The organism is Christiangramia crocea (assembly GCF_022410465.1).
Lineage (GTDB): Bacteria > Bacteroidota > Bacteroidia > Flavobacteriales > Flavobacteriaceae > Christiangramia > Christiangramia crocea.
Genome location: NZ_JAJSON010000028.1, coordinates 1 through 6,903 on the forward strand (window position 1 = coordinate 1; position 6,903 = coordinate 6,903).

At 40.9% G+C, this 6,903-nt stretch carries 3 protein-coding genes; all 3 read left to right on the forward strand.

What is annotated here, in order from left to right; genetic code table 11:
• Positions 1-1,498 (forward strand): T9SS type A sorting domain-containing protein (locus LU635_RS16080; RefSeq protein ID WP_240100549.1); only part of this gene is annotated, 1,498 nt, incomplete at its 5' end.
• A 391-nt stretch (positions 1,499-1,889) separates the two neighbouring features.
• Positions 1,890-5,018 (forward strand): T9SS type A sorting domain-containing protein, encoded by a 3,129-nt coding sequence (locus LU635_RS16085; RefSeq protein WP_240100551.1) that lies wholly within the window; start codon positions 1,890-1,892, stop codon positions 5,016-5,018.
• Positions 5,019-5,781: 763 nt separating this feature from the next.
• Positions 5,782-6,903: hypothetical protein (locus tag LU635_RS16090; protein WP_240100553.1), on the forward strand; the 1,122-nt coding region annotated here is incomplete at its 3' end.

Sequence of the window (6,903 nt, forward strand, 5' to 3'; positions counted from 1 at the left end):
GATCACTTATACCGATGATGAGGGTTGTCAGGCTACTGCGATTGTAACGGTACATCCTAATCCAACTGTTAGCATCCAGCAGCCACAACTTGACTGTTTCTCTGATGCTCCTTCAATGATCGTAACTTCTCCAGTTGATAAAACCGGTTGGGAGTTCAGATTGGTCATTAAAGGGCAATCCGGTACATTCGCGAGCTATCCGGATGGAGGTTATCCTGGTTTGGCACCTCTGACCACATATGTCCTGACTGCAAAGGATACAAATGGATGTACCGTGGATGAGGAGTTCACAACAGGAAGGATACTGGATACACCAATAGATCCTACCTTGGAGGCCGATCAGCCTGACTGTGATACCTTCCAGGGTACCATAAGGGTGACCAATCACGTTGCAGGACAGACCTATTGGGTTAAGTTGAAAACTGATCCGAGCACTACTCCTAATTTCGTTAGTTATCCAACCAATGGATTCGAGAACCTGGACCCAGGAACTTATGTGGTTGTTGCACGTAGTGCCGACCTATGTTCTTCGGGAGCTGCAGAGATCACCCTGGACGAGCCAGAGTGTAATCACCTGTTCCCAACTCAAACTGAATGTAGTGATTATCTATACTGTAATACCGATAATTTTGTTCAGGATTACATGTGTGTCACCATTAAAAAGATTCAGGGTATTAACACAGTAACTAATATTATTCCGGGAGCTTTGTTCTATTATGCCGACTTCTTTGTTGAAAATGCAGATGTAGGAACACAAATTGAAATAAAAGTAGAACAGACACCAGCACCAGGATTTATGCCGTTCCACTATGTGAACGATGCTAACGTGAGGATCTATGTTAATGGCTGTGAAGTGGCTACTATTGATAGTATCACATGGGAAGTGGGTACTGGAGAAAACGCAGGTAAATATTATGTTGTAATTGATTACACCCCATTGGAAGCAGGAACTACTGTTGTTTCTATTAAGTGGGATCCAAAAACAGCGAACGGAAGTGTACCTGTAAGTCTTGATAATAGTGATCCTTACTTTAATTCCTATAAATTCGGAATGTTAGTTGATGGGTCCAATGAGCCTGGTACATTTGGTACTTTGGGAATGAATACTGCCAAACAATGTCAGGATCCTGTAGTATTTGACAGAAGCGATTGTGAATTCCCGCCAAAACAGGCAGAAAGTTTAGCTAAAGAAAGCTTGTCTATCGAAGATAATACTCTGGAATTGATAGAGCCTAATGAACCTCAGTTCACCGCTTATCCGGTTCCGTTCAGGGAAAACCTGAACATAGGATACAAGTTCGATTATACTTCAGATGTGACCATACAGATATTCAATCTAAACGGTCAGCTTGTGAAGTCTTATACTGAAAAGTCCGTGAATTCAAATTCGGTATCTACTTTGGATATTGACTTTGCACCAAGGGCCAGTCAGATATATATTGTTAGAATGATCACCGACCGTGAGGTCTTTACCAAAAAGATCATTTCTGCTAAATAATTTTAACGACCATCCAAAATTTGAAATGGCTGCCAGCTGGCAGCCATTTCTGGTTTTTAAGTAGAAATATTTAACAGATTAAAATACAGTCTATTGTGATTTAGTGATCGTATTTTTTCGTAAATTTAAACTGACCTTTTAATGCAGATCTCTTCATTCTACTGCATGTTTTATTTGAAGTCCAGGTGACTTCGATTCGATCCCTCACTCTACAGCTACCATAAAATTTATCCTGACTTTTTAGAAGGTCCAATGACTCCCATCCTAATCCGGTTGTCGTATAACTTACCCCCCTTTTTTCCAGTTTTAGATTTATTATTCATTTTTTGGATTCTTGCTCCATTCTGCTTGGGATAAGCCCTTATGATGGTTTAATCCTAAAAAAATAATTATGGAAAATATTACTTATTCAGAAGTGAAATTTTGGCGTAAGGGAAACGGGAAGACAAATAGTTTTGTTAGATGCCTGGCCATTATTTTTATCATATTGTTATTTCCTTTAATAACAATAGCGCAAACACATCCTTATGGATTCCTTGACGGTAACGTACTGAACGACGACGGGAAACTTGACTGGCAGAACGTTTATACCAATACTGGTTTGCCTGCCGGAAGTATCTCCACCGGAATTCAATTTGACAGGGAGTTACCGGATGATATCTTTACCGGTGGATCTACCAAAGACCATTTACCTATTTCCGGATGGTTAAATAAATTACAGGATGGTAGTTCCAGTGATAAGACCAACATTTTACAGGCCGGCGCCATTTTGATCGAAGGTCGGATTTATTTCTTCGGAAACCGTTTTTCTAATGAGGGAGCCACCAATATTGGATTCTGGTTCTTCAAAGATGACGTAAATATCTTGAATGGTACTTTTGACGGGGAACATGAAGTAGGTGACCTGCTTGTAGTAGCCGAAATCTCTAAAGGTGGTACCGTAGGAAAGATTGCGGCTTATGAGTGGAAAGGCAGTGCAGCCAATGGTGGAAATGTTCCAAGTAGTGCAAAAAGCCTTATAAAAATAGTTGACGAAGAACATCCGCAGCCAAATCTTCTTGCTGCTGTAGTGAATGCAGGAAATGTCAGCACACCATGGGATTATCAGGCAAAAGGTGAGCCAATTGCCAATGTGATGCCACCTATTACCTTCTTTGAAGGTTTTATCAATGTTGCAGATCTGCCATTGAACAACGCCTGTTTCTCTTCCTTTTTGGTGGAGACCAGGGCTTCCTTCTCCCTGACCTCTATACTTGAGGATTTTGTGGGTTCTAATTTTAACGTTCAACCCTTGGTTAGTATAGATGATATTGCCGATTGTGAATCTGAATTTCCCAGGGAACTGGTGGCAACGCCAACAGGCGGAATCCCTCCTTTGAACTATGAGTGGAAAAAGGACGGTGTGATAATTCCCGATGAAGATGGTGCCAGTATTATGGTTTCAGAAGAAGGAACTTATTCTGTGACAGTCACTGGTTCTGGTGTTGGCGGAATTGGCACCTGTACTTCAGAAGCCGATACCGCAACGGTTACCATCTATGAAAATCCAGACCTTACCAATCAAACAGATGAGTTCTGTGAAGATGCTGAAGGTAGTGGTAAAGTAGATGATATCGATCTCACCGGTTATGAAGCTGCCATCGGAATTCCCGGAGGCTCATCGGGCACCTGGTATGTGGGCGATGGTACCGGCGGAGCTCTGGTTAGCGACGCTACCGATGTTGATGGCGTGACCAATGGAGCGATCTACACGGTTTCCTATACAGATGAAAACACCTGTACCAGTACAGCTAAAGTGACCTTCACAATCAATGACCTGCCAGATCTTACAGATCAGACAGATCAATTCTGTGAAGATCCGGAAGATAGTGGAAGTGTGGATGATATCGATCTCACCAGTTATGAAGCTGCGATTGGTATCCCCGGAGGTTCTTCAGGCACCTGGTATGTTGGTGACGGTACCGGAGGAGCTTTGGTAAGTGATCCATCAGATGTTGATGGAGTTACCGATGGCTCTATTTACACCGTTTCTTATACCGATGATAATACCTGTACAAATACAGCTAAGATTACTTTCACCATCTATGATCTGCCAGATCTTACCGATCAGACCGATGATTTTTGTGAGGATGCCGAAGATAGCGGTAAGATAGATAATATTGATCTTACCGGTTATGAAAGTGCTATTGGTATTCCCGGCGGTTCTTCAGTTACCTGGTATGAGGGGGATGGAACTGGTGGAGCAGAGGTGAGTGATGCAGCAGATATTGATGGTGTGACCAATGGAGCCATTTATACTGTTTCTTTCTCTGATGGCAATAGCTGTACAAATACTGCTAAAGTGACCTTTACCATCAATGCCCTTCCTGAAGTGAACATATTAGAGCCGCCATCAGACCCTGTTTGTTCAAGTGATGTAGATCCAAGCTTAGGTCTGGTATTTTTAGGCTCTCCTTCTGGAGGTACCTGGAGTGGTGATGTAGATACTAATGGAAATTTTGTTCCTGATCTTTCGGAATCCACTCAAACCATTAGGTATGATTACACAGATGGAAACGGTTGTTCCAATTATGACGAGATAACATTCGAATATGAGGACCAGCCACAGGACGACATCTTTGAAGCGACCTATTGTGTTCCAGATGCAGGATTGGTAGATTTAAGTATCTATGTTCCTGCAGATGCCACCAACGTTGAGTATAGTGGCAACGGAGTGGATAGTAATGGTAATTTTACAGGAAATTCAGCAGGGGTTTATCTCATTAATATAACCTATAATGTACCTGCTCATATTTGCAGACTGGGTGCCAGTATTAGCATTACCCTGGAAAACTGTGTGGTAGACGAGGGTTGTACCCTTGGTTACTGGAAAGAACATACCGACCGTTGGTGCGATGCCTATGTGACCTGCGACAGATATGGTGATATCTTTACCAGTGCACCTTCTGCAATTGCCAATTACAGCTTATTAGAGGTGCTGAATCTGGGTGGCGGCGGAATTTACAATCTTGGCCGTCAGTCCGTGGCTGCGTTGCTAAATACCTGCAGTTCTGAAGTGGGATTTGCATATTCTGATACCGAAACCTTGATAGCCGATGTCAATGATGCCTTTACCAGTGATGAAGCCGGCGCCTTTGGTATCTATCTGGATGGATTGAATCAGGCTGGATGTCCGCTTGGAGGAACTTCTGCTACTACCGCACCTTCTTCGCCTGAATGTGATGTGACCGGATCCGGTTTTGCTTTAAGCACTTCTTTGGTAAGCGGATTTAGCGTTGCGCCTGTTCCATTTGTTGATCAGCTAAATGTTCAGTACCATTTTGATTATGTTTCAGATGTGAACATTCAATTCTTCAACTTTAGTGGTCAGCTACTACAGAACTTTAAGTTCTTAGGTGTAACCTCAGGAGATATTAGTGAATTGAACGTTGGTTCGTTAGTTAGCCCTGGGCAGACATACATTATTAAAGTGAATACAGACAAGGAGAGTTTCTCGAAAACTATAATCTCCTCTGAATAATTTAATCAAAAAACGAACAGAAAGCAGGCCATATAGGCCTGCTTTTTTTATTTCAATATTTTCTGCATATTAAGTTTAAAATTTATGGGGGAAAACCCTTATTTTTATACTTATGAGTTTGTTTTTTAAATAGTTAAGTATGTTGCTTAGGGTTTTAAAAGGAATTTATTTTATCTTTAAACGCTATTACAAATAAAAACTTTTCTGCCCTATAATTTTTGTTTATAGCTCCCCGAAACCACTTTACCAGAGTTTGAAATTTATTTTATGGCTTTTGAAGTATTGATGACTATTTATGTCATTTCTTTTAGCAACAGTCTTTAATATTAATGTCTGCTGCTTGACGATCCCCCCAAATCAAAGAAGATTTACTCCCCCCGGACGATGGTTTACCTTTTAAGGTATTTCCCTGGCCATAATTCTGGTACAGGTTATTCGCCCTACTCTTCTAGTTTAGATTTTACAATTGAATACCCTTTTTTAAAATGGCTGCCCGGTCTGCTTTTGAAGGTTCACGCATGCTACTGGTGTTAACCTTTAAAATTTTTAAATTATGAAGAAGATTACTAATTATTCAAGAACTGGGAAATATTGGTTCCAAGTATTACAGAAAGGTAATTTTATTTGGATTGCCTTTCTGCTGATATTCCTAATTTCCTCTCAATCGATTTATTCTCAATCAGCCGATTTTAGACAGGCGGCTAATGAAAGAAATATTCAAGGGAATAAAGATCTAGGTTATATATATTGGTTAAATGGTATTTTGAATAACAATAATTCAGAATATACTGAAGGGATGGCTACCCTTCAGAGGCTGATTTTTGAGGATATACCTTCCACCCCAGGGTTTAACCATACTTTTAGAGTTAAAATGCAGGCACAGAAAAATGGGGTTCATGCTTATGATTTTATGATCGGATGGGAGGATGCTTTAGAAGTATCCGAAACTATATTGCCGGGATTTGGTTTAATGCCTGAGAATTATGCCGATCTTGATCTGAATATATGTGGTGATGCAATTTCAGCTAGTGCAGAAACAGAATGTAATACAGCCCATGATCTTGGAACTGGAACAGGTCCAGGCTATACGGCAACATTAGAAATATCTGGGGAAGAGAATTTAGTTCTTCCTGGTGATCTTCCTGGTCGTACTACTCAAGCTGTAATTGCTCTTTTTGAATCTAAATATTCCGGTAGGGAAATTCAAATCTGGGGAAATGCTGAATTTACCGGTGGTGATAGTGCAAATAAGGTAGAATTTGTAAAATATGAAGCAGGGTATATTTTCTACGATATAAGCTGGCAATCGGAAGCCACTTCTGTTGTAATAGAGTTTGCAGCGCATATTGCTGCAGGTAATAGCCCTTCAGATCCGCCATCAGATGATGGGATTTTAGGATATGGGCCTGGAAGAGGAGCCTCTTTTATAAATGGAGGACCATATCATGTTATAACCGATCAATTTCAAAATAATGGCGAAACACCTGTAGAAGGAGAAATTGGGAGTTTAGATAACCAATTAATGGCTGGGGCCGTTCTTTTAAAGCCCCGGTGCAGTATTGATGGGCCAGATTCTTTCTGTATTGGAGATGAAGGGAATTTGGTTTATACGGCCACCCCTGTAAATATACAGGACCCTACTTATAAATGGACAATTGATAAAGGTACTACGAATGCTTCACTTGTAGGATCAGATGAAACCCCTACTTTGACCCTTAATCCGGGAACTCAAGAGGGAACCATCAAAGTGACATTTACGGTTACAAATAACGGAACTCTTTCTTCTAGTTGTGAATATGAAACTATAATTGAAAACCCTCCCTATGCTGGAGAAGATGGCACGCTTCGTTTTTGTGAAGGCGATCCTACACAAAGTTCTGTAAAT

Bases quoted from the DNA above. Each gene is read 5' to 3' on its own strand.
- LU635_RS16085 (WP_240100551.1), top strand. From the start codon at position 1,890: ATGGAAAATATTACTTATTCAGAAGTGAAATTTTGGCGTAAGGGAAAC.